The sequence below is a fragment of the Thermus hydrothermalis genome, from assembly GCF_022760925.1.
GTDB classification, from domain to species: domain Bacteria; phylum Deinococcota; class Deinococci; order Deinococcales; family Thermaceae; genus Thermus; species Thermus hydrothermalis.
This window is the reverse complement of the sequence record NZ_JAKTNT010000027.1, coordinates 1-20,138: the sequence shown is the minus strand read 5'-3', so window position 1 is coordinate 20,138 and position 20,138 is coordinate 1. Positions and strand designations below refer to the sequence as shown.

Annotated in this window: 36 protein-coding genes and 1 pseudogene; 2 read left to right on the top strand and 35 right to left on the bottom strand. The window is 66.3% G+C overall.

Going from position 1 to position 20,138, the window contains the following annotated elements:
• Positions 1-210: pseudogene (locus L0C60_RS12420) on the bottom strand (SPOR domain-containing protein); the annotation flags it as partial.
• Between the two features lies 1 nt (position 211).
• Positions 212-1,561, bottom strand: a complete 1,350-nt coding sequence (locus L0C60_RS12415; RefSeq protein WP_243092898.1) for a tetratricopeptide repeat protein — start codon at positions 1,559-1,561, stop codon at positions 212-214.
• A gap of 105 nt (positions 1,562-1,666) precedes the next feature.
• On the opposite strand from L0C60_RS12415, the gene L0C60_RS12410 reads away from it, so the two are divergent.
• A complete protein-coding gene (locus L0C60_RS12410) occupies positions 1,667-2,179 on the top strand; it encodes an HNH endonuclease (protein WP_243092899.1) in 513 nt (170 codons plus the stop codon).
• Here L0C60_RS12410 and L0C60_RS12405 read toward each other — a convergent pair.
• A complete protein-coding gene (locus tag L0C60_RS12405) occupies positions 2,155-3,906 on the bottom strand; it encodes a glycoside hydrolase family 13 protein (RefSeq protein ID WP_243092897.1) in 1,752 nt (583 codons plus the stop codon). The two genes, L0C60_RS12410 and L0C60_RS12405, sit on opposite strands and share 25 nt — an antisense overlap.
• Before the next feature lie 9 nt (positions 3,907-3,915).
• Positions 3,916-4,749 carry a DMT family transporter gene (locus L0C60_RS12400; RefSeq protein ID WP_243092896.1) on the bottom strand — a complete coding sequence of 278 codons (834 nt, stop codon included), beginning with the start codon at positions 4,747-4,749 and terminating at the stop codon, positions 3,916-3,918.
• Between the two features lie 42 nt (positions 4,750-4,791).
• Here L0C60_RS12400 and L0C60_RS12395 point away from each other — a divergent pair, with 42 nt between their 5' ends.
• Complete coding sequence (locus L0C60_RS12395) at positions 4,792-5,268, top strand: DNA cytosine methyltransferase (protein ID WP_243092895.1); 477 nt, start codon at positions 4,792-4,794, stop codon at positions 5,266-5,268.
• A gap of 33 nt (positions 5,269-5,301) precedes the next feature.
• Here the strand turns inward: L0C60_RS12395 and rplQ are convergent, their stop codons facing one another.
• The 31 genes from rplQ to rpsJ all read right to left on the bottom strand — a co-directional run bounded on the left by rplQ (position 5,302) and on the right by rpsJ (position 20,078).
• Entirely contained in the window at positions 5,302-5,658 is a 357-nt protein-coding gene (rplQ, locus tag L0C60_RS12390; RefSeq protein WP_038041280.1) for a 50S ribosomal protein L17, read from the bottom strand.
• 4 nt (positions 5,659-5,662) lie between these two features.
• On the bottom strand, positions 5,663-6,601 hold the full coding sequence (locus tag L0C60_RS12385) for a DNA-directed RNA polymerase subunit alpha (protein ID WP_243092894.1): 939 nt from the start codon (positions 6,599-6,601) through the stop codon (positions 5,663-5,665).
• 52 nt (positions 6,602-6,653) lie between these two features.
• Positions 6,654-7,283, bottom strand: coding sequence for a 30S ribosomal protein S4 (gene rpsD, locus L0C60_RS12380; RefSeq protein ID WP_243092893.1), 630 nt, complete (start codon positions 7,281-7,283; stop codon positions 6,654-6,656).
• Between the two features lie 13 nt (positions 7,284-7,296).
• Positions 7,297-7,686, bottom strand: a complete 390-nt coding sequence (gene rpsK, locus L0C60_RS12375; protein WP_039458156.1) for a 30S ribosomal protein S11 — start codon at positions 7,684-7,686, stop codon at positions 7,297-7,299.
• A 46-nt stretch (positions 7,687-7,732) separates the two neighbouring features.
• Positions 7,733-8,113, bottom strand: a complete 381-nt coding sequence (gene rpsM / locus L0C60_RS12370) for a 30S ribosomal protein S13 (protein ID WP_039458154.1) — start codon at positions 8,111-8,113, stop codon at positions 7,733-7,735.
• A gap of 13 nt (positions 8,114-8,126) precedes the next feature.
• Positions 8,127-8,240, bottom strand: coding sequence for a 50S ribosomal protein L36 (gene rpmJ, locus L0C60_RS12365; protein ID WP_003043944.1), 114 nt, complete (start codon positions 8,238-8,240; stop codon positions 8,127-8,129).
• Positions 8,241-8,248: 8 nt separating this feature from the next.
• Positions 8,249-8,467 carry a translation initiation factor IF-1 gene (infA, locus tag L0C60_RS12360; protein WP_016328575.1) on the bottom strand — a complete coding sequence of 73 codons (219 nt, stop codon included), beginning with the start codon at positions 8,465-8,467 and terminating at the stop codon, positions 8,249-8,251.
• A gap of 7 nt (positions 8,468-8,474) precedes the next feature.
• Complete coding sequence (map, locus tag L0C60_RS12355; RefSeq protein WP_234507136.1) at positions 8,475-9,242, bottom strand: type I methionyl aminopeptidase; 768 nt, start codon at positions 9,240-9,242, stop codon at positions 8,475-8,477.
• Complete coding sequence (locus L0C60_RS12350) at positions 9,242-9,796, bottom strand: adenylate kinase (RefSeq protein WP_234507138.1); 555 nt, start codon at positions 9,794-9,796, stop codon at positions 9,242-9,244. The genes map and L0C60_RS12350 overlap by 1 nt, the downstream gene beginning before the upstream one ends.
• 8 nt (positions 9,797-9,804) lie before the next feature.
• The gene (secY, locus tag L0C60_RS12345) at positions 9,805-11,121 is read right to left on the bottom strand and encodes a preprotein translocase subunit SecY (RefSeq protein WP_234507140.1); all 1,317 of its coding nucleotides are present in this window, start codon (positions 11,119-11,121) and stop codon (positions 9,805-9,807) included.
• Position 11,122: 1 nt separating this feature from the next.
• Positions 11,123-11,575, bottom strand: coding sequence for a 50S ribosomal protein L15 (gene rplO, locus L0C60_RS12340; RefSeq protein WP_234507142.1), 453 nt, complete (start codon positions 11,573-11,575; stop codon positions 11,123-11,125).
• Entirely contained in the window at positions 11,572-11,754 is a 183-nt protein-coding gene (gene rpmD / locus L0C60_RS12335) for a 50S ribosomal protein L30 (protein ID WP_234507144.1), read from the bottom strand. The genes rplO and rpmD overlap by 4 nt, the downstream gene beginning before the upstream one ends.
• Positions 11,754-12,227, bottom strand: a complete 474-nt coding sequence (gene rpsE, locus L0C60_RS12330) for a 30S ribosomal protein S5 (protein ID WP_039458133.1) — start codon at positions 12,225-12,227, stop codon at positions 11,754-11,756. Before rpsE ends, rpmD begins: the two co-directional genes overlap by 1 nt.
• Positions 12,228-12,237: 10 nt before the next feature.
• Entirely contained in the window at positions 12,238-12,576 is a 339-nt protein-coding gene (gene rplR / locus L0C60_RS12325) for a 50S ribosomal protein L18 (RefSeq protein ID WP_234507146.1), read from the bottom strand.
• Positions 12,577-12,584: 8 nt separating this feature from the next.
• Complete coding sequence (gene rplF / locus L0C60_RS12320; protein WP_234507148.1) at positions 12,585-13,127, bottom strand: 50S ribosomal protein L6; 543 nt, start codon at positions 13,125-13,127, stop codon at positions 12,585-12,587.
• The gene (gene rpsH, locus L0C60_RS12315; protein WP_234507150.1) at positions 13,127-13,543 is read right to left on the bottom strand and encodes a 30S ribosomal protein S8; all 417 of its coding nucleotides are present in this window, start codon (positions 13,541-13,543) and stop codon (positions 13,127-13,129) included. Before rpsH ends, rplF begins: the two co-directional genes overlap by 1 nt.
• A 68-nt stretch (positions 13,544-13,611) precedes the next feature.
• Positions 13,612-13,797: a type Z 30S ribosomal protein S14 gene (locus L0C60_RS12310; RefSeq protein WP_234507152.1), complete on the bottom strand. Its 186-nt coding sequence runs from the start codon at positions 13,795-13,797 to the stop codon at positions 13,612-13,614.
• Positions 13,798-13,804: 7 nt separating this feature from the next.
• Entirely contained in the window at positions 13,805-14,353 is a 549-nt protein-coding gene (gene rplE, locus L0C60_RS12305) for a 50S ribosomal protein L5 (protein WP_234507154.1), read from the bottom strand.
• 1 nt (position 14,354) lies between these two features.
• Positions 14,355-14,687 carry a 50S ribosomal protein L24 gene (rplX, locus tag L0C60_RS12300; protein WP_234507156.1) on the bottom strand — a complete coding sequence of 111 codons (333 nt, stop codon included), beginning with the start codon at positions 14,685-14,687 and terminating at the stop codon, positions 14,355-14,357.
• A complete protein-coding gene (gene rplN, locus L0C60_RS12295) occupies positions 14,687-15,055 on the bottom strand; it encodes a 50S ribosomal protein L14 (RefSeq protein ID WP_015718099.1) in 369 nt (122 codons plus the stop codon). Before rplN ends, rplX begins: the two co-directional genes overlap by 1 nt.
• Positions 15,052-15,369 carry a 30S ribosomal protein S17 gene (gene rpsQ / locus L0C60_RS12290; protein WP_234507157.1) on the bottom strand — a complete coding sequence of 106 codons (318 nt, stop codon included), beginning with the start codon at positions 15,367-15,369 and terminating at the stop codon, positions 15,052-15,054. Before rpsQ ends, rplN begins: the two co-directional genes overlap by 4 nt.
• Complete coding sequence (rpmC, locus tag L0C60_RS12285; protein ID WP_234507159.1) at positions 15,362-15,580, bottom strand: 50S ribosomal protein L29; 219 nt, start codon at positions 15,578-15,580, stop codon at positions 15,362-15,364. The genes rpsQ and rpmC overlap by 8 nt, the downstream gene beginning before the upstream one ends.
• Positions 15,567-15,992, bottom strand: coding sequence for a 50S ribosomal protein L16 (gene rplP, locus L0C60_RS12280; RefSeq protein WP_234507163.1), 426 nt, complete (start codon positions 15,990-15,992; stop codon positions 15,567-15,569). The genes rpmC and rplP overlap by 14 nt, the downstream gene beginning before the upstream one ends.
• 3 nt (positions 15,993-15,995) lie before the next feature.
• Positions 15,996-16,715: a 30S ribosomal protein S3 gene (rpsC, locus tag L0C60_RS12275; protein ID WP_234507164.1), complete on the bottom strand. Its 720-nt coding sequence runs from the start codon at positions 16,713-16,715 to the stop codon at positions 15,996-15,998.
• Complete coding sequence (gene rplV / locus L0C60_RS12270; protein WP_234507167.1) at positions 16,705-17,046, bottom strand: 50S ribosomal protein L22; 342 nt, start codon at positions 17,044-17,046, stop codon at positions 16,705-16,707. The genes rpsC and rplV overlap by 11 nt, the downstream gene beginning before the upstream one ends.
• Before the next feature lie 2 nt (positions 17,047-17,048).
• On the bottom strand, positions 17,049-17,330 hold the full coding sequence (rpsS, locus tag L0C60_RS12265; RefSeq protein ID WP_039458092.1) for a 30S ribosomal protein S19: 282 nt from the start codon (positions 17,328-17,330) through the stop codon (positions 17,049-17,051).
• A gap of 8 nt (positions 17,331-17,338) precedes the next feature.
• Positions 17,339-18,169, bottom strand: coding sequence for a 50S ribosomal protein L2 (gene rplB, locus L0C60_RS12260; RefSeq protein ID WP_234507170.1), 831 nt, complete (start codon positions 18,167-18,169; stop codon positions 17,339-17,341).
• A 49-nt stretch (positions 18,170-18,218) separates the two neighbouring features.
• Complete coding sequence (locus tag L0C60_RS12255; RefSeq protein ID WP_234507172.1) at positions 18,219-18,509, bottom strand: 50S ribosomal protein L23; 291 nt, start codon at positions 18,507-18,509, stop codon at positions 18,219-18,221.
• The gene (rplD, locus tag L0C60_RS12250; protein WP_234507192.1) at positions 18,506-19,126 is read right to left on the bottom strand and encodes a 50S ribosomal protein L4; all 621 of its coding nucleotides are present in this window, start codon (positions 19,124-19,126) and stop codon (positions 18,506-18,508) included. Before rplD ends, L0C60_RS12255 begins: the two co-directional genes overlap by 4 nt.
• Positions 19,127-19,143: 17 nt before the next feature.
• Positions 19,144-19,764, bottom strand: a complete 621-nt coding sequence (rplC, locus tag L0C60_RS12245; RefSeq protein WP_234507174.1) for a 50S ribosomal protein L3 — start codon at positions 19,762-19,764, stop codon at positions 19,144-19,146.
• The gene (gene rpsJ / locus L0C60_RS12240) at positions 19,761-20,078 is read right to left on the bottom strand and encodes a 30S ribosomal protein S10 (protein WP_039458086.1); all 318 of its coding nucleotides are present in this window, start codon (positions 20,076-20,078) and stop codon (positions 19,761-19,763) included. The genes rplC and rpsJ overlap by 4 nt, the downstream gene beginning before the upstream one ends.
• Between the last annotated feature and the right edge of the window lie 60 nt (positions 20,079-20,138).

Here is a 20,138-nt window from a genome sequence, read left to right as displayed (position 1 = left end):
GGAGGGAGGGGTAGAGGTAGGGCTAGGGGTAGGGGGCGGGGCGGGTGTGGGCGTGGCCGAAGGGCTTGGCGTTGGGGGCGGAGCTACCCCCTGGGAGGCGGGCCGGGAAAAGGGATTGATGCCCGTTAGGTAAAGGACAATCCCCGCCGCCACCAAGGCGATGAGGAGGAAGATGAAGAGGTCCAGCCAGTTTTCCCTAAGCCAGCGCATCCTACCTCCGCAAGAGGGCCTGGGCCTCCTTAGACCCAAGGCTTGCCGCCTGGCGCAAGGCCCTTTCCGCCTCGCCCTCCCGCCCAAGGCCCTTTAGGGCGAGGCCCAGGTTGTACCAGGCGGCGGCCTGCCTGGGGGAACGTTGCAACACCTCCCTAAGGAGAAGCTCCGCCTCCCCCAGGCGCCCCAAGGCGATGAGCCCCGCCGCCAGGTTCACCCCCACCTCCGGGTTGCGCCCGGCCTCGTACAGGGGCCGGAGGAGGGCCACCGCCTCCTCGGCCCGGCCCGCCTCCAGGAGGAGCGCCCCTCTCAGGGCCTGGGCCTCTGGGGCGGTAAGCCCCTCCAGCAGCCGCAAGGCCTCCGCCTTCCGCCCCAAGGCCGCCGCCGCCTGGGCCTTGAGGAAAGCCCCGGGAGGGCCCGCCTCCTCGGCGTAGCGGTAGGCGTTTTGCCAATCCCCCAGGCGCAGATGGGCCGCGGCCAGGGCCAGGGCCACCTCGGGCTCGGGGCTTATCCGGTAGGCCGCCTGGAGGAAGGCCAAGGCCCCCCGGGCGTCCCCCGCCTCCAGGCGCCTTTGCCCAAGCAGGTAGGCCGCCTGCCAGAGGCCAGGGTCCAAGGCGTAGGCCTCCCGCAGGAGGGGCTCTGGGTTTTGGGAAAGGAGGGCCTTGCGCAGGAGGAGCCTGGCCCGCTCCTTGCCCGAAACCGCCTTAAGGCCCCGGTCCAGCTCCCTCAGGGCCCTTTCCTTTAGCCCCTCCTCCGCCAGGATGCGGGCCAGGAGGTCCCAGGCCTCGGCCAGCCCCGGCTCCCGGTTCACGAGCCCATAGAGCACGGGCACCGCCTCCACCCTGGCCCCGGCGGCGTAGAGGGCCTGGGCCAGGGCCAGGCGGTAAGCGGGGGAGCGCTCGGGGGTGAGGCCCCGCTTCAGGGCCTCCGCCGCCTCCTGGGCCTGGCCCGCCTGGGCTAGGGCCCCAGCGAGGCCCAGGTAGGCCTCCTCCGTGGGGTTAAGCTCCACCGCCTTGGAAAAAGCCTCCGCCGCCTCCTTGGGCCTGCCCAGGCGCAGGTAGACCTGGCCCAGGTTGAAGTGCCCCTCGTAGCGGTCGGGAAAGACCTGGGTCATCTGTAAAAAAGCGAAGCGGGCTTCCTCCAGCCGTCCCGCCTTGGCCAGGGCCACGCCTAAGCCCAGGTGGGCCTCGAGGCGGCCATAGTCCTGGGCCAGGATCTCCTCGTAGGCCAAAACCGCCCGGGCATAATCCCCCGACTGCAAAAGGGCCTCGGCCTCTTCTAAGGAAGGCTGGGCCAGCGCCAGGCCTAACCCCAGGAGGAGCGGCAGGGCTTTGGGAACGCGTCTCATCATAAGGGCCTCCAAACCCGTCTTTGCCCTAAGCATAGCACACGCCCAAGGAAAAGGGCGCAAGGCTTTGCTATCCTATAAGGCGTGGACGCCCCCACCTCGAGGCCCTTGGACCTGGACGCCCCCAAGGTCCTGGTGCTCAACGCTGCCTACGAGGTTTTGGGCCTGGCCAGCATCAAGCGGAGCGTGCTCCTCGTCCTCTCCGGGGGGGCGGAAATGGTTTCGGAAAGCGGGCGCTACCTCCACACCCCCTCCACCCGCATCCCCGTGCCCAGCGTCATCCGCCTGAAGCGCATGGTGCGCCGGGGCGCAAGCCGCATCCCCCTAAACCGCCGCAACGTCCTAAGGCGGGACCGCTACACCTGCCAGTACTGCGGCCGCCAGGGAAGCGACCTCACCGTGGACCACGTGGTGCCCAAGAGCCGGGGGGGGCAGCGCACCTGGGAGAACCTGGTGGCCGCCTGCCGTAGCTGCAACCTCAAGAAGGGGGACCGCACCCCCGAGGAGGCGGGCATGCGCCTCCTGAAGCCCCCTCGGGCGCCGAAGGCGCCCCTCTTTTTGGCGGAGATGCGGGAGGTCCCCGAGGACTGGCAGCCCTACCTGGAAGCCTTCTTAAGGTAGCGCGCCCCTAACCCCGGCACCTCCGCCTGCCCCCGGAAGGCCTCCCCCGTGAGGAGGTCCCGCCAGGTCCCTTGGGGTAAGGGCAAGGAAGCGGAAGCGGCCTGGTTGTTGAAGGCGAGAAGGAGCCTTTCCTCCCCTTCCCCCCGGAAGAAGGAAAGGAGGCCCCCTTCCGCCAAATAGGTGGCGAAGAGGCTTCCCCTTAAGGCGGGCTCTTGCGCCTTTAAGCGGTAAAGCCCTTGGAGGAAAAGGCGAAACTCCCCATCGCAAGAGCCCCAGGGGATGGGACGGCGCCCTAGGTCCAAAGGCTCCTTCTCCCCCAAAAGCCCGCACTCCTCTCCCTGCCACACCACGGGTGTCCCGGGCAAAGCGAAGAGGAGGGCCCAGGCCAGGCGGGCCTTGGCGGCATTCCCCCCTAGGTCGGAAAGGAGGCGGGAGGTGTCGTGGGAGCTGATGAGGTTGAAGCCCATGGCGGCCGCCGCCTCCGGGTATTGGGCGTAGGTTTCCGCAAGGAGGCTAAGGGCCCTTACCCCGCCGAAAAGGGCCGGGTGGAGCCCCTGGGCGTAGCGCAGGACGATGTCCCGGCCGATGGCGTAGTTCATCAGGCTGTCAAAGGCCCCCTCCCCCACCCAGTCCGGGGCCCGGCGCCAGATCTCCCCCACCAGGTAGGCCTCGGGGTTGATGGCCCGCAGGCGGGCTTTTAGGTCCCGGAAAAAGCCCTTGGCCTCGAGGAGGTCCTCGGGCACGTCCACCCGCACCCCGTCAAAGCCGAAGCGCACCCAGCGCTCCGCCACCCCAAGGAGGTAGGCCCGGACCTCAGGGTTGCCCGTGTTCAGCTTGGGCAGACTCCCCACCCCCCACCAGGCCTCGTAGGCGGAGGCGTCCCCCGGGACGAAGGGGTAGCGGCGCACGAAGTACCAGTTCCAGTAGGGAGAAGCAGGGCCCCGCTTCACCACGTCCTGAAAGGCAAAGAAGCCTAGGCCCGTGTGGTTGGGCACGAAATCAAAGAGGACCCGGATCCCTAAGGCGTGGGCCCGGTCCAAAACCTGGCACAGCAAAGCCTCGTCCCCCAGGCGGGGGGCCACCTTCAGGTAGTCGTGGGTATCGTACCCGTGGGCGCTCCCCGAGCGGAAAAGGGGATTGAGGTAAAGAAGCCCCACCCCCAGGTCCGCCAGGTAAGGAAGCCGCTCCAAGAGGCCCTTCAGGTCCCCCCCGTAGTACTGGTGGCAGCAGTGCAGGGGGCTCGGCGGGTCCTGCCAGGCGGAAAGGTGGGGCAAGGGCCCGCCTCTTTGTTGCCAGACCTGGTTGTAGCGGTACTCGTCGTCCTCCAGGGCCAGGGCGTCGTTGCTGGGGTCGCCGTTTTGGAAGCGGTCGGGGAACACCTGGTAGCCTCCCCGCTCCCCCACCCAGGCCAGGGCGGCGAAGGGGCGCTGGGGCGGGCGGAAGGGGCCCAAGACCTTCTCCCCCGCCTTGCCCCGCACCCGGAGGGCATAGGGTGCGGCCTCCGGGATAAGCCCCCGCCACACCTCCTTGCCCCCATAGACCAGCTGGCGCGCCATGGGGAAGGCCCCTCCTTGGACCACCCAGGCCTCCCGCACCTCCTCCGCCGGGGCCTGGAAGCGCACGGAGTACCCCTCGGGCAGGCGGGAAAACTGGGCGGGGTCCTGGGGGTCGTGGGTCTGGGCCAGGGCCAGGCCCAGGAAGAGGGCCAAGGCTTGGAAGCGCTTCATGACGAAAGTCTACCGCCGCACCGTGAGGAGGACCGCCACGAGGACCAAAAGCGCCCCCAGGTAGCCCAAAGGGGAGAGGACCTCGCCGAAGAGGAAAAAGGCGAAGAGGTTCGCCACCACGGGCTCGAGGGTGGCCACCACGCTGGCCCGGGTGGCGGGCAGGCGCTTAAGCCCGGCGTAGTAGGCCAGGTAAGCCCCGTAGGTGGAAAAGATCCCCAGGAAGAGGAGGGCGAGAAGGGCCTTGGGGCTTAGAGGAACGAAATCCACGAAGGGCAGGAGCCCCAGGGCCCCCACGGGCAGGGCGTAGAGGAAAAGGGTGGGGGTGGGGTAGCGGGGCAGGTAAAGCTTGCCGAAGATGTAGTAAAGGGCGTAGGTGAGGCCGGAAAGGAGGCCGAAGAAGAGGGCTAGGGGCCCTGCCCGCACCTCGCTCCCCCCGCCCAAGCCCATGAGCCCCACCCCGAGGAGGGTGAGGGCCACGGCGAAGCCCCCTCCCCGGTCTAAAGGCTCCTTGAGCACCCAGGCGGAGAGCAGGGCTACCCAGGCGGGGGCGGTGTAGAGGAGGACGGAGGCCAGGGCCGCCCCCCCGTACCCCACCGCCAGCTGGTAGGAGCCGTAGAAGAGGGAAACGCCCACCAGACCGAAAAGCAGAAGGACGGGAAGGTCCCGCCTGGCCACCCCTACCTGCCGCAAAAGCCTGGCGTGGAGGGCGAAGAAGGCCCAGGCGATGACGGCGCGGTAGAAGGCCACCAGCAAAGGGGAAAGCCCCTCCTGGAAGGACAGGCGGCTCACCGGGCCAAGGAGTCCCCACAAAAAGGCGGCGAGGAGCAAAAAGAGGTAACCCATGGCAAGGGAGTATAATCCCCCCAGGTACTTTATGGAGGTCCTATGAGCGCGCGTACCCTCTTCGCCCTTCTCGTCCTCCTCCTCCTCGCCCTCTTCGCCTGGCTCAACTGGGGGGAGATCAACCGGCCCGCCCCCTTGTCCTTGGGCCTGACCCGGGTGGAAGCCCCCTTGGGCCTCGTGTTGGTGGTGGCCCTGGGGGTGGTTTCCCTCCTCTACCTCCTCTTCACCATCGGCCTGGAAACGGCCGCCCTCTTGGAGGTGCGCCGCTACGCCCGGGAGCTCCTCCACTACAAGAAGCTCGCCGAGGACGCCGAGCAAAGCCGCTACACGGAGCTTAGGCGCTACCTGGAGGCGGAGTTCGCCCGCCTGGCGGAGGCGGAAAAGGAGGAGATCCGGGCCCTCGAGGCCCGCATCGCCGAAACCCTGGAGAAGCACGGGAACACCCTGGCCGCCTACATCGGGGAGTTGGAAGACCAGCTTTTGCGGCTTCTTTCGGCCAAAGGGGAAGAAAAAAGCTAGGGGGCGTGGCCGCCCCCCAGGTGCCCTTTCCCCTTACTCCACCAGCTCCACCAGGGCCAAGGGCGCCCCGTCCCCCCGGCGGCGCTCCGCCAGCTTCAGGACCCGGGTGTACCCCCCGGGGCGGTTCTGGTACTTGGGGGCGATCTCGTCAAAGAGCTTGCGCACCAGCTTCACGTCCTGCAGGTCCCGGAGCACCAGCCGCCTGGCGTGCAGGTCCCCCCGCTTGGCCAGGTGGATCAAGTGGTCCACGAAGCCGGTGAGCTCCTTGGCCTTGGGCAGGGTGGTGGTGATGCGGCCATGGGTCAGGAGGCTTTTCGCCTGGTTGCGGTAAAGGGCCAGGCGGTGGGAAGAGTGGCGGTTCAGCTTCCTTCCAGACTTCAGGTGGCGCATGGTCTCACTCCTTCAAGGCGAAGCCCCGCTTGGCCAGGGCCTCGCGGATCTCCTCCAGGCTCCTCTCCCCGATGCCGGGGATGTTGCGGAGGTCCTTGAGGTTGAGGGCCAAAAGGGCCCGCACGGACTCAATCCCCTCCTCCTTGAGGCTGTGCAAAACCCGGGTGGAAAGCCCCAACTCCTCCAGGGGCAGGTCCAGGTCCTCCTCCTTCTCCGCCCGTTCCACCACGGGCTCAGGGGTGGGCAGGGCGGTGGCCTGGGGGTTGGCGAAGTAGGAGAGGTGCTCTTTGAGGATCTCCACCGCCTGGTTCAAGGCCTCCAAGGGGGTGACGGAGCCATCGGTCCAGATGCGCAGGGTGAGCTTATCCAGGTCCGTGCGCTGGCCCAAGCGGGTGTCCTCCACCTGGAAGGCCACCCGGCGCACGGGGGAGAAGATGGCGTCCACGGGAATGGCGTTGATGCGGTCCTTGATGCCGTGGCGCTCGGCAGGGACGTACCCCACCCCGCGGTCCACCCGGACCTCCATGTAGAGCTTCCCGCCCGCCTCGAGGGTGGCGATGGGGAGGTCGGGGTTCAAGATCTCCACGTCGCTGGAGGGGGTGAAGTCCCGGGCGGTGACCACCTTGGGGCCCTCCGCCTTGAGGACCAGGGTGGTGGTCTGCATCTTGGGGTCCAGGAAACGGACCACCAGTTCCTTCAGGTTCAGGATAATCTCCACCACGTCCTCCTTAACCCCGGGAATGGTGGAGAACTCGTGCAGGACGTCCTCAATGTAGACGCTGGTGACCGCGGTCCCGGGAATGGAGGAAAGGAGGATGCGCCGCAAGGGGTTGCCCAAGGTGACGCCAAACCCCCGCTCCAGGGGCTCTAGGACGAACTCCCCGTACTCCCGCCCCTGGGTGCGCACCGTGAAGACCGGGGCTTTCAGCTTGCTCTCTAACATAGGCCTCCTCTAAAGGGGCAATGGGGGCCTGTACAGGACAGGCCCCTGTTTCTCACCTGGAGTAGAACTCGATCACCAGCTGCTCGTTCACGGGCAGGGCCAGGTCCTCCCGGTCGGGGAGCCTGAGGAACTTGCCCTTCATGTTCTCCACGTCCAGGGAGAGCCAGGGCCCCACCTTGCGGCCCTTCATGGCCTCGAGGTTCTCCCGGATGAAGGCCAGGTTCTTGCTCCTCTCGGCGACGGCGATCTCGTCCCCCGGCTTCACCCGGTAGGCGGGGAGGTCCACCCGGCGCCCGTTCACGGTGATGTGGCCGTGGCGCACCATCTGCCGCGCCTGGCGGCGGCTTACGGCGAAGCCCAGGCGGTAGACCACGTTGTCCAGCCGGGACTCCAAAAGCCCCAGGAAGACCGTACCCGTCACCCCCTTCTTGCGGCTCGCCTCCTCAAAGAGGTTGCGGAACTGGGTCTCGGAGATCCCGTAGATGCGGCGGAGCTTCTGCTTCTCCCTCAGGCGCACCGCATAGTCGGAAGGGCGGCGGGCCCGCTTCTGCCCGTGCTGGCCCGGGGGGTAGGGCCGGCGCTCCATGGCGCACTTGGGGCTGTAGCACCGCTCCCCCTTCAGGTACAGCTTGACTCCTTCCCGGCGGCAAAGACGGCAAACTGGTCCAATGTAACGACCCATCTTCTCTCACTCCCTACGAGGCTTTGCGGAACTTCTTCTTGGGCCGGCAGCCGTTGTGGGGCACGGGGGTGTCGTCCACGATGGACTTCACCTGGAGGCCAGAGGCCTGCAGGGCGCGGATGGCCTGTTCCCGGCCCGCCCCGGTACCCCGCACGATCACGTCCACGCTTTGCATGCCGTAAGCCATAGCCTTCTTGGCGGCGTCCATGGCCGCAAGCTGGGCCGCGTACGGGGTGCCCTTGCGGCTCCCCTTGTAGCCGATGACCCCACCCGAGGACCAGGTGATGGGATTGCCGTCCGGGTCGGTGATGGTGACGATGGTGTTGTTGTAGGAGGCGTGGATGTACGCCTTCCCGCTGGCCACCTGCCGTTTGACCTTCTTCTTGGTGGTTTTCTTGGCCATACTCTCCCTCTAATGGAGTATCCTCTGGCCCTAGAAGCGCTTTGGGCTACTTCCTCGGGGCCTTCTTCTTGCCCGCCACGGTCTTGCGGGGGCCTTTACGGGTGCGGGCGTTGGTGCGGGTGCGCTGGCCCCGCACGGGAAGACCCCTCCGGTGCCGAAGCCCCCGGTAGCACCCGATGTCCATGAGCCGCTTGATGTTGGCGGCCACCTCCGCCCGGAGCTCGCCTTCCAGCTTCCAGGTGTTCTCCACGTACTCGCGGAGGCGCACCACCTCGGCCTCGGTGAGGTCCTTGACCCGGGTGGCCGGGTTGATGCCCGTCTTCTCCAACGCCTCCTTGGCCCGGGCCGGCCCGATGCCGTAGATGTAGGTGAGGGCCACGTCCACCCGCTTGTTCCTGGGAATCTCTACGCCTGCAATCCTCGCCACGTTGCCTCCTTACCTAACCCTGCCGCTGCTTGTGCTTGGGGTTTTCGCAGATCACGTAAACCCGCCCGTGCCGGCGGACCACCTTGCACTTTTCGCACATCCTCTTGACCGATGCCCGTACCTTCATGGCGCCTCCTACTTTCTGTAGACGATGCGGCCCCGCGTGGGGTCGTAGGGGGTTATCTCCACCACCACCCGGTCCCCCGGCAGGATGCGGATGTAGTGCATGCGCATCTTGCCGGAGATGTAGGCCAGGATCTCCGGTCCCGAGTCCAGCTTCACCCGAAAGGTGGCGTTGGGCAAAGCCTCGGTGATCACGCCTTCCGCCCGAATGGTGTCCTTCTCCTTCGCCATACCCCTCCTACCGCGCCCGCACCAGGGGTACCCCGGTGAGGAGCTCCGGGCCCTCCTCCGTCACCAAGACGGTGTTCTCGTAGTGGGCGGCGAGGTTGCCTTGACCGGCGCTCGCCGTCCAGCCATCTTCCAATATTACCACAGGAGCCGGGCGTAGGGTGACCATGGGCTCCAGGGCCAAGGTCATGCCGGGGCGGATCTTGGGCCCCGTGCCCGGCTTGCCGAAGTTGGGAAGCTGGGGGTCCTCGTGGATCTCCCGGCCCACCCCGTGCCCCACGAACTCCCGCACCACCCCGTAGCCGCGGCTCTCCAAGAAGGTCTGCACGGCATGGGCCACGTCCCCGATGCGGAAGCCAGGCTTCAGGTACTTCATCCCCTCCCAGAAGGCGGCCTCTGTGTCTTGGATGAGCCTTTCCGCCTCCGGGGAAACCCTACCCACGGGGAAGGTGCGGGCCATGTCGGCGGCGAAGCCCCCGTAGATGAGCCCCACGTCCACGGAAAGGATATCCCCCTCCTTTAGGGGTTCCTCCGAGGGGATACCGTGGACCACCACCTCGTTCACCGAGGTGCAGAGGGTGGCGGGGAAGCCGTAGAGCCCCAGGAAGGCCGGCTTGGCCTTGCGCTTGAGGATGGCCTCGTGGGCGATCCGGTCCAACTCTTTGGTGGTGATGCCGGGCTCCACGTGGCGGGCCACCTCCTCCACCACCTCAGTGAGGAGGGCTCCCGCCTCCCGCATGCGCTCAATCTCCCAGGGGCTTTTGAGCTTAATGGCCATCAGATCCCCAAAGCCGCCCGGACGCGGGCGTAGACCTCATCGGGCGTGCCCAGGCCGTCCACCCGCTTCAGGGCGCCCGTTTTCTCATAGTACTGGATGAGGGGCTCGGTTTTCTCCCGGTAGACCTCGAGGCGGCGCCTTATGGTTTCCTCGTTGTCGTCGGAACGGCCCTCCAGCTCCGCCCGCTTGAGCATGCGCCGGACAAGCTCCTCCTCAGGCACCTCCACCAGCACCACCCCAAGGAGCCGGGTGCCCGTCTCCTCCAGAAGGCGGTCCAAGGCCTCCGCCTGGGGCAGGGTGCGGGGAAAGCCGTCAAAGATCACCCGGTCGGCCAGCTCCTCGCGGATCAGGGCCAGGATCAGGTCATCGGGGACCAGGTCCCCCCGGTCCATGATGGGCTTCACCTGCTGGCCCAAGGGGGTGCCCCGGGCCACGTGGTCCCGGAGGATGTCCCCGGTGGAAAGCTTCTTAAAGCCCAGCTCCGCCGCAAGCCTCGCCGCCTGGGTGCCCTTCCCCGCCCCCGGCGGCCCCAAAAAGATCACCGCTTCCCCCATTCTCCCTCCTAGCGCGTCCGGCCGCGGATCCGGCCCTTGGACAAGAACCCCTCGTAGTTCCTGAGCATCAGCTGGCTTTCAATCTGCCTAAGGGTATCCAGGGCTACCCCCACCACGATCAAGAGGCCAATCCCCGAGAAGGCGATGCTCTTCACCCCGGTGAGGTTTTGGATGATCTGGGGCAGGGCCGCCACCAGACCCAGGAAGAGCGCCCCCCAGAGGGTGAGGCGGGAGACAATGTGCTCCAGGAACTTCACCGTGGGCTCCCCCGGACGGATGCCCGGGATAAACCCCCCGTACTCCCTGAGGCTTTCGGCGATGCGCTTGGGGTCAAACTGCACGGCGGTGTACACGTAGGTGAAGAGGACGATGAGGAGCACCTCGAGGAGGAGCCCGGAAAGGTGGGTGGGGTTGAAGAAGTTGGCGATGGCCTGGAGCACGGGGTTGTCCTGGAAGGGGGCGGCGAGGAAGATGGGGATTTGCAAAATGGCGGCGGCGAAGACGATGGGGATCACCCCGGCGGCGTTCAGCTTGATGGGGATGTAGGTGGCCTGGCCTCCATACACCCTGCGCCCCACCACCTTGCGGGCGTACTGCACGGGGATGCGGCGCTCCGCCTGCTGCACCGCCACCATCCCAGCGAAGGCCAGGACGAGGAAGGCCAGGAAGAAGAGGAAGGCCACCAGGTTCACCTCCCCCGTGCGGATGAGCCCCAGAGTGCGCACCAGTTGGGGCAACCACTCCACCACGATCCCCGCAAAGATGATCATGCTGGTGCCGTTTCCGATACCGTACTCCGTGATGCGCTCCGCCATCCAGAGGAGGAGGGCGATGCCCGCCACCTGGGTGACCACCACCACGAACCAGAAAAAGGGGCCCGGGGACCAGCCGGGAAGGAGGAACCTCCCCCCCTCCGCCCCCAAAAAGGCCGTGGCCAAGAAGAAGCCCTGGAAGGCCCCCAGAGCGATGCCGCCGATGCGGGTGTACTGGTTGATGATGCGGCGGCCCTCCTCCCCCTCCTTGGAGAGCTTCTCCAGCGCCGGCACCACGTTGATGAGAAGCTGCATGACGATGGCGGCGGTGATATAGGGCATGATGCCCAAGGCGAAGATGGAGAAGCGCTCAAAGTTGCCGCCCGAGAAGAGGTTGATGATGCCGAAAACCCCCCCTTGGGTGGTGCGCAAAAACTCCTGGATCTTGTCCAGGTCCACCCCCGGGGTGGGGATGAAGGCCCCCAAGCGGTAGGCGGCCAGGACGAGGAGGGTAAAGAGGATGCGCTGGCGAAGCTCGGGGATCTGGAGGGCGCTCCGGAAGGCCTTCAGCATCTTAAGCCTCCAAGAGGACCGCTTCCCCGCCCGCGGCCTTTAGTTTTTCTAAGGCGCTTTTGGAGAAGGCGTGGGCCACCACCTTGAGGGGCTTGGCCTCCCCCTCCCCAAGCACCTTGAGCCGGTAGCCCTTCTTCAAGAGGCCCGCCTGCACGAGGAGTTCGGGGGTAACCTCCCCTTCAAAGCGGGCCAGGTCCTTTAGGTTCACCCCCTGGTACTTGGGGCGCTTGATCTCCCCCGGCACCTGGCCCTGCATGCCCCGCTTGGGCAGGCGCATCAGGGTGGTGGAGCGGCCGCCCTCAAAACGGCGGGGGTCCTTGACGCCGCCCGAGCGGGACTTCTGGCCCTTGTGGCCCCGGGTAGCGGTTTTGCCGTGGCCCGAGCCCGGACCCCGCCCTACCCGCTTGCGCTTCTTGTTGGCCCCGGGATTGGGCTTTAGGTCGGTGAGTTTCATTCCAACACCTCCACCCGGAGAAGGTGGGCTACCTTGGCCACGTTGCCCCGGATGGCCGGGGTGTCCTCCAACACCTTCTCCTTCTGCAACTTGGTAAGCCCCAAGGCCTTCAGGGCCGCCTTCTGGTCCTTGGGGTAGCCGATGGGGCTTTTCACCAGCTTGACCTTGAGCTTGCCCATCACTCCTCCCCGCCCTTCCGGAGGCGCTTCACGTCCTCCTTGGTCTGAAGTTGCCGAAGGGCTTCCATGGTGGCGTAGGCGATGTTGATGGGGTTGCGGCTCCCGAGCTCCTTGGTGAGGATGTCGGTGATGCCCGCCAGTTCCAGAATGGCCCGTGGCACCGCCCCGGCAATCACCCCGGTCCCGGGAGCAGCGGGCTTCAAGAGGATCTTGGAAGCCCCGTACTCCACCTCAATCTCGTGGGGAATGGTGCCGTTTTGGATGGGCACCTCCACCATGTTGCGGCGGGCGTAGTACCCAGCCTTCTGCACCGCCAAGGGCACCTCCTTGGCCTTGCCCAGGCCCAGGCCTACCCGGCCCTGCCGGTCACCCACCACCACCAAGGCGCCGAAGCGGAAGCGGCGGCCGCCCTGGTAGGTCTTGGCGGTGCGCCGCACCAGGATCATCTTCTCTTCAAAGTCGGTCTCGGGCATGGTCCCTCCTCTAGAACTCCAGACCGCCCTCCCGGGCCCCCTCGGCCAGGGCCTTCACCCGGCCGTGGTACTTGTAGGGGCCCCGGTCAAAGGCCACCTGCTTGATGCCCTTGGCCAAAGCCTTCTCCGCCAAGGCACGCCCCACCTGCCGGGCCACCTCGGTCTTGTTGCCCTTGAGCTTCAGGGCCAGGCTGGACTCGGCCACCAAGGTCTCCCCTTTCTCGTCGTCAATGATCTGGGCGTAGATGTGCTTGAGGCTGCGGAAGACGGAAAGGCGTAGCCGGCCCGTGCGCTTGATGCGGTTGCGTACCCGGAACTTGCGGCGCTCGTATGCGGTAAGCCGTGCCATAATCCCCCCTACTTCTTGGCCCCGGCCTTGCCGGGCTTAAGGCGGACGGGCTCGCCCGCGTAGTAGATGCCCTTTTCGTGGTAGGCGCTGGGCTTCTTGATGGCCCGGATGTCGGCGGCCACCTGGCCCACCCGCTGCTTGTCAATGCCCACCACCCGGATCCTGGTGGGTTCGGGTACCTCGAGGGTGATCCCCTCCGGGGGCTCCACCACCACGGGGTGGCTATAGCCCACGGAAAGCTCCACCGCCCGGCCCACAAGCCGCGCCCGGTAACCGATGCCCTTGATGAGGAGCTCCTTGGCGTACCCCTCGGACACCCCCTTCACCGCGTTGGCGATGAGGGTGCGGGTCAGGCCATGCAAGCTCCGGTGGCGCCGCTCGTCGGAGGGGCGCTCCACCCGAACCACGCCCTCCTCCACCACCACCCGCATCTCGGGGGAAATGGCCACGGAAAGCTCGCCCTTGGGGCCCTTGACCTTGACCAGGCCCGGGGCCACCTCCACGCTAACCCCCTTGGGCAGGGGAATGGGAAGCCGGCCAATCCTAGACATCACCACACCTCGCAGATCAGTTCGCCGCCCACGCCCAGCTTCCGGGCCTCCCGGTCGGTGAGCACCCCTTTGGGCGTGGACAAGATGGCAATCCCTAGACCCCGGCGCACGCGGGGGATCTCCTTCACCCCTACGTAGACCCGCCGCCCCGGACGGCTGATGCGCCGGATGTGCTTGATGACCTGTTCAGGGCGGGGGTCAAGCCCGGGACGCCGAGGGCCGTACTTTAGGTAGATGCGGAGCACGGGCTTGCCGTCCACCTCCACCCGCTCGTACCCCTTGATGAAGCCCTCCCGCGCCAAGATCTTGAGGATCTCCTCCTTGAAGCGGGAGGCGGGCACCTCGGTGCTCTCCTTGTAGACCCGGGTGGCGTTCCGTATCCGGGTCAGCATGTCGGCAATGGGGTCCGTCAGCATTTCCTCTCTCCTTTTACCTCACTCCTGGACCATGCGGTCTCGAGGGAACCCCCCCGACCGGCCACGGCCTACCAGCTGGCCTTCTTCACCCCGGGAAGCTGCCCCTTGTGGGCCAACTCCCGCAGGCAGATCCGGCAAAGACCGAAGTAGCGGTAGACGCTCCTGGCCCTCCCGCACCGCATACAACGGGTGTAGGCCCGCACCTTGAACTTGGGGGTCCGCTTGGCCTTCTCAATCAGCGCCTTTCTCGCCATGCTCGCCTCACTTGCGGAAGGGGAAGCCCAAGAGCTCCAAAAGGGCCTTGGCCTCCTCGTCGGTCTTGGCGGTGGTGACCACCGCGATGTCCATCCCCCTCAGGGCGTCCACCATGTCGTAGGTGATCTCGGGGAAGATGAGCTGCTCCTTAAGGCCCAGGTTGTAGTTGCCCCGCCCGTCAAAGCTGGTGGGGCTCAAGCCCCGGAAGTCGCGGATGCGGGGAAGGGCCACGTTGAGGAGCTTCTCCAAGAAAATCCACATCCGGTCCCTCCGCAACGTCACCCGGAGGCCGATGGGCATGCCCTTACGGAGCTTGAAGTTGGAGATGGACTTCTTGGCCCGGGTCACCGCCGGCTTCTGGCCGGTGATGAGGGAAAGCTCCTTGGCCGCCTTCTCCAGGATGCGGGCGTCCTCCTTGGCCTCGCCCAAGCCCTGGTTCACCACCACCTTGACGAGCCTGGGAACCTCCCAGATGTTCTGGTAGCCGAAGCGGCGGATGAGCTCGGGCCGCACCTCTTCGTAGTATTTCCTCTTCAGGGCAACGTCCAGAGGCATGCTACTCCTCCACATCCAAGGACCCGCCGCACTTAGCGCAGGTCCGGATTTTCCGCCCATCTTCCAGGAACTTCTTGCGCACCCGGGTGGGCTTGCCGCAGGCGGGGCAGATGGGGCGCACCTTGGAGGCGTGCAAGGGAGCCTCCTGCTCCACGAACCCGCCCTGGGGGTACTGGGGGCTCACCCGCACCGCCTTCTTGACGATATTCACCCCTTCCACGATGACCGCCTGCCGCTTGGGCAACACCGCCTTTACCTTGCCCACGCGGCCCTTGTACTTGCCGGAGGCCACCAGCACGGTGTCCCCCTTCTTCACGTGCACCTTGGTCTGCATCAGAGCACCTCCGGCGCCAGGGAAACGATCTTCATGAAGCCCTTCTCGCGGAGTTCCCTCGCCACGGGGCCGAAGACGCGGGTGCCGCGGGGCTCCAGCTGGTTGTTGATGATGACGGCGGCGTTGTCGTCAAAGCGGATGGCCGAGCCATCGGGGCGCTTGACCTCCTTCTTGGTGCGCACCACCACCGCCTTCACCACATCCCCTTCCTTCACCGCCCCGCGGGGGATGGCCTCCTTGACGCTGGCCACGATGATGTCCCCCACGGTAGCGTACTTGGCGTTGGAGCCCTTCAGGACGCGGATGCACATGATCTTGCGGGCCCCGGTGTTGTCGGCCACCTCCAGGTAGGTCTGGGGCTGGATCATGCCTTACCTCCCCGCTTGGAAAGGCTGGCGTAGTTCTGGCGACGGACCTCGTACTTCTCCACCAGGTCTAGCCGCCCGCTCTCCAAAAGGCGGAGCACCCTAAAGCGCTTGCGCTTGGAGATGGGGCGGGCCTCCACGATCTCCACCACGTCCCCCACCTTGTACCGCTCCTCGGGGTCGTGGGCCAGGTACTTCTTGGAGCGCTTGATCACCTTGCCGTAGAGGGGGTGGGGGAACTGGCGCTCCACCAAGACCGTGACGGTCTTCTGCATCTTGTCGCTCACCACCACCCCGGTAAGCACCTTCTTAGGCATTGGCCCTCCTCTTCTCGTTCAGCACCGTGAGGAGCCGGGCAATGGACTTGCGGATTTCCCGGATCCTATGGTTCTGGGAAAGCTGGCCGATGGAGGCCTGGAAGCGAAGCTCCATCAGCTCCTGCTTCTTCTTCCGGATGAGCTTCTCCAGCTCCACCGGGGAGAGCTTGCGGGCCTCCTCCAGCTCCTTCTTTACCTCACTGAGCTTCATCGTAGGCGTCCCTCCGCACGATCTTGGTCTTGATGGGAAGCTTGTGTCCGGCGATGCGCAGGGCCTCGAGGGCCTGCTCCTCGGTTACCCCCGCCACCTCAAACATCACCCGGCCCGGTTTCACCACCGCCACGTACCCCTCCACGTTGCCCTTACCCTTACCCATCCGCACCTCCAGGGGCTTCTTGGTGTAGGGCTTATCGGGGAAGATGCGGATGAAGATCTTCCCCCCGCGGCGGAAGTGGCGCACCATGGCCACACGGGCCGCCTCAATCTGCTGGGAGGTGATCCAGGCGGGCTCCAGGGCCACCAGGCCGTAGTCCCCGAAAGCCACGTAATCGCCCCCCTTGGTGGCCCCTTTCAGGCGGCCCCGCTGCTGCTTGCGGTACTTCATGCGCCTGGGCATCAACATGGCCTACTCCTCCTTCTTCACCCGCACGGCGGGGCGGCGGCGGCGAGGCTTCTCCTCACCCTTGGGGCCCTCGGCCCGGGCCTTGGCCTTCTGGCCGCCGATCACCTCGCCCAAGAAGACATACGCCTTGACCCCCAGCACCCCGTAGGTGGTGCGGGCCAAAGCGAAGCCGTAGTCTATATTAGCACGCAAGGTGTTAAGGGGCACCCGGCCCTCGGCGGCCCACTCGGTGCGGGCCTGCTCCGCCCCACCGATGCGCCCGGAGACGATCACCTTAGCCCCCTTGGCCCCCGCTTCCATGACCCGCTGCACCGCCTGCTTGATGGCCCGGCGCACGGCGAAGCGGCGCTCAATCTGCTCCGCCACCCGCTGGGCCACCAGGGGAGCGGAGAGGTTGGGGTTTTGGATCTCCTGGACGTTCAGGGCCACGTTCTTCCCCGTCATCTTGGACAGGGTGTCCCGCAGGACCTTGATCTTCTCCCCGCCCCGGCCGATGACCACACCGGGCTTGGCCACGTGCACGGTCACCGCCACGTTGTCCGCCGCCCGCTCAATGTCAATGCGGGCAAGCCCTGCCGGGTAGAGCTCCTTGGTGAGGACCTCGCGGATCTGCTGGTCCTCCCAAAGGAGGTGGCGGTACTGCTTCTTCCCTGCGTACCAACGGGACTCCCAGTCCCGGGTGATGCCGAGCCGGAACCCGATGGGGTGGATTTTATTTCCCATGCTTCTCCCCCAAGATCACCGTGATGTGGCTGGTCTTCTTCTTCATGATGTCCGCCCGGCCCCGGGCCCGGGGAAGCACCCGCTTCAAGGCGGGCCCCTCGTCCACGAAGGCCGCCTTCACGTAGAGCCGGTCTTCCAGCATGTTGTGGTTGTGCACCGCATTGGCGGCGGCGGACTCCAGCACCTTGGCCACGTGGTAAGCGCCCCGCTTGTGGGTGTAGCGCAGGATGGCGCGGGCCTCCTCGAGGCTCTTCCCCCGGATCAGGTCCACCACGAGCCGGACCTTCCTGGGGGCGATGCGCACGTAACGGGCAATGGCTTTCGCTTCCATGGCTACTTCTTCTTGGTGGCCTTGGCCTCTTTGCCGTGCCCCCGGTAGGTGCGGGTAGGGGCGAACTCACCCAGCTTGTGCCCCACCATGTTCTCGGTGATGTAGACGGGCACGTGCTGCTTGCCGTTGTAAACCGCAATGGTATGCCCCACCATCTCGGGAACGATGGTGGAGCGGCGGCTCCAGGTCTTGATGAGCCGCTTCTCCCCCTTGGCGTTGAGCTCCAGGATCTTTTCCAGGAGATGGTCGTCTACGAAAACGCCCTTCTTCAAGCTACGCGGCATGGCTCACCTCACTTCTTCCGCCGGGCCAGGATGAAGCGGCTGGAAGGCTTGCGCCGCTTCCTCGTCTTAAGGCCCTTGGTCTGCCAGCCCCAGGGGGAAGCGGGCGGACGGCCCCTGGGCGCCCGGCCCTCGCCACCGCCGTGGGGGTGGTCCACCGGGTTCATGGCGGCGCCGCGCACGTGGGGCTTGCGCCCAAGCCAACGGCTACGCCCCGCCTTGCCCAGGACGATGTTCTTGTGGTCGGCGTTGCCCACGGCCCCGACGGTGGCGTAGCACTCGCCGTGCACCTTGCGGAGCTCCCCGGAAGGAAGGCGCAGGATCACGTAGTCCCCTTCCCGGCCCTGGATCTGGGCGCTGGTGCCGGCGGAGCGGGCCAGCTTGGCCCCTTTCTTGGGCTCCAGCTCCACGGCGTGAACCACGGTACCCACGGGAATGAAGCGCAAGGGGAGGGCGTTGCCCACCTGGATAGGGGCATCGGGACCGGCCATCACCTGCTGGCCCACCTGTAGGCCCTCGGGGGCGATGATGTAGCGCTTTTCCCCGTCAACGTAGTGGAGGAGGGCAATGCGGGCGGAGCGGTTGGGGTCGTACTCAATGGCCGCCACCTTGGCGGGGATGCCCGCCTTGTCCCAGCGCTTGAAGTCCACAATGCGGTAAAGCCGCTTGTGGCCGCCGCCCCGGAAGCGCACGGTAATGCGCCCCTGGTTGTTGCGCCCCCCGGTCTTCTTCAGGGGCTTGACCAAGGACTTCTCCGGCTCGGTCTTGGTGATCTCGGAGAAATCCGCCACCGTCATGAAACGGCGGCTTGGCGTGTAGGGTTTGAACTTCTTGACTGCCATTCGCTATCCTCCTTGCCGGATCGGGGCCAGGCACCCCACCCGGCCAGGTCTAGATGAGGCCCTCCAAGGCCTCAATCTTCTGCCCGGAGGCCACCTGGACAATGGCCTTTTTGCGGTCGGGGCGCTTGCCCAGGTAACGGCCCAGGCGCTTCTTCTTGCCCCGAACCCTAAGGGTGTTGACCCTCACCACCTTCACCTTAAAGGCCTCCTCCACCGCATTCTTGATCTCGGTCTTGGTGGCCTTGGGGTGGACCCAGAAGGTGTACTTGCCCTCGGCGAAACCGGCGTACGCCTTCTCCGAGAGGACGGGGGCGAGGATCACGTCGTAAGCGGTCTTCACGCCTCACCTCCCAAGCGGGCCTGAAAAGCCTCCCAGGCCTTCAGGTCCATGACGAGCCGCTCGGTGCGCAGGATATCGTAGACGTTCAACCCCTCGGGGGCCAGGGTAACCACCCAGGGCAGGTTGCGGGCGGCGCGGCGCACCACCTCGCTTTCCGCCACCAAGAGCACGGTTTCCGAGCCGTCCAGGCCTGCCGCCTTAGCCCAGGCCAAGAACTCCTTGGTCTTGCCGTTGACCCCGGCGAAGTCCTCCACCAAAAGGAGCTTCCCCTCCCGGGCCCGGTCGGCCACGGCCATGGCTAGCCCCGCCTTCCGGACCTTCTTGGGCAGGGTGTAGCTGTAATCCCGAGGCTTGGGCCCAAAGACCGTGCCACCGCCCACGAAGATGGGCGCCCCGATATCCCCGTGGCGGGCGCGGCCCGTGTGCTTCTGGGGGTAGATCTTGCGGCCGGAGTAAGCCACCTCACCCCGGGTCTTGGTGCTGGCGGTGCCCCGGCGGCGGCTCGCCAGCTGCCAGCGCACCACCTCCCAGAGAAGGTGGGGGTTGACCTCGGCGGGGAGGTCAGCGGCAAGCTCCCGCTTGCCGGAAGAGGAGAGCACAGGGATCTGGTACACCATGTCCTCCTTACCTGCCTTCACTTGGCCACCTTCTTGGTCTCGCGCACCACCAGGAGGCCGCCGTTGGGCCCTGGAACTGCGCCCTTGACCAAGAGGAGGTTTTCCTCGGGGATGACGTCCACCACCTCGAGGTTCATCACCGTGACCCGCTCGGCGCCGTAGTGGCCGGCCATGCGCTTGCCCTTGTACACCCGGCCCGGGGTCTTGCGGTTACCGATGGAGCCCGGATGGCGGTGGATCTTGTGGGCACCGTGGGAGTCCGGCCCACCGGCAAAGTTCCAGCGCTTCATCACGCCGGCGGTGCCCCGGCCCTTGGAGGTGCCGGTGACGTCCACCCGCTCCCCCGGCTTAAAGATCTCCACGGTCACCACGTCGCCCTCGGGGTTGAAGTCCCGAATCTCCTTGAGGATCCGCACCGGGGCCACCCCCGCCTTGGCGAAGTGGCCCTTCATGGGCCGGTTGACCCGCTTGGGCTTCTGGGGCAGAAACCCCAGCTGGACCGCTAGGTACCCGTCCTTCTCCGGGGTACGCCGCTGTACCACGGGGCAGGGCCCGGCCAGGATCACGGTGACGGGAACAGCCCGGTCGTCCTTGTAGATCCGGGTCATGCCCACCTTCGTGCCCAGGATGCCCTTCACTTGCCACCTCCCACGGTCTTGATCTCGATCTCCACACCGGTGGGCAGGTCCAGGTTCATGAGGCTCTCAATGGTCTTGCGGTTGGGGTTCAGGATGTCCACCAGGCGGTTGTGGGTGCGGAGCTCAAAGTGCTCCCGGGAGTCCTTGTGCTTGAAAGGACCCCGGATCACGGTGAAGCGCCGCACCCGGGTAGGCAACGGTACGGGGCCCGAGACCTGCGCCCCCGAGCGCCGCGCGGCCTCCACGATCTTCTGGGCCGAGGCGTCCAGGGTCTTGTGGTCAAAGCCCCGAAGCTTGATGCGGATCTTGGGCATGCCTCACCTCACTCCAGGATTTTGGTGACCACGCCGGCACCCACGGTCCGCCCACCCTCA